The sequence below is a fragment of the Pantoea sp. ANP04 genome, from assembly GCF_041982285.1.
Lineage (GTDB): Bacteria > Pseudomonadota > Gammaproteobacteria > Enterobacterales > Enterobacteriaceae > Pantoea > Pantoea eucalypti.
Map to the genome: position 1 here is coordinate 1 of NZ_JAUTYS010000048.1, position 761 is coordinate 761.

1 protein-coding gene is annotated in these 761 nt (G+C 63.2%); it reads right to left on the bottom strand.

Annotated features, from left to right (window positions below):
- The coding region (locus Q7C21_RS22220) for a S16 family serine protease (protein WP_375151119.1) at window positions 1–761 on the bottom strand (761 nt) is incomplete at both ends.

Consider the following 761-nt stretch of genomic DNA (forward strand, 5'->3'; position numbering starts at 1 on the left):
CATGGTGATGCCGGCGCTGGGGCCGTCCTTGGGCGTGGCGCCTTCCGGTACGTGCAGGTGCACGAAGGCCTGGTCGAAGAACTCCGGGTCGCCCTTGAAGGTTTTCAGGTTTGAGCTGACGTAGCTGTAGGCGATCTCCGCCGACTCCTTCATCACATCCCCCAACTGGCCGGTGAGCTTGAAACCACGGTTGTGGGTATGAATCCGCGTCGCCTCGATGGGCAGGGTCGCGCCGCCCATGCTGGTCCAGGCCAGGCCGGTGATGACTCCGGTGCCGCTCAGGACCTGCTCGTTGCGGAACACCGGCATGCCCAGGGAGGCCTCCAGGTCCTTGGGCCCGATCTTGATGTTTGCATCCGGCTCGTCCAGCAGCTTGACTACCGCTTTGCGCACCAGTTTGCCCAGTTGTTTCTCCAGTTGGCGCACCCCGGCTTCCCGGGCGTAACTGTCGATCACGGCGCGCAGGGCACTGTCGCTGATGCTCAGGCTGCTCTTGGCTACACCGGCTTTCGTCAACTGCTTGGGCCACAGGTGGCGCTTGGCGATGGCGAGTTTTTCCTCGGTGATGTAACCCGACAGGCGAATCACTTCCATGCGGTCGAGCAGCGGCCCGGGGATCGAGTCCAGGGTGTTGGCGGTGCACACGAACAACACCTTGGACAGGTCCATGCGCAGGTCCAGGTAATGGTCGAGGAAGTCGACGTTCTGCTCCGGATCGAGGGTCTCCAGCAGGGCTGAGGCTGGGTCGCCCTGGTAGCTCT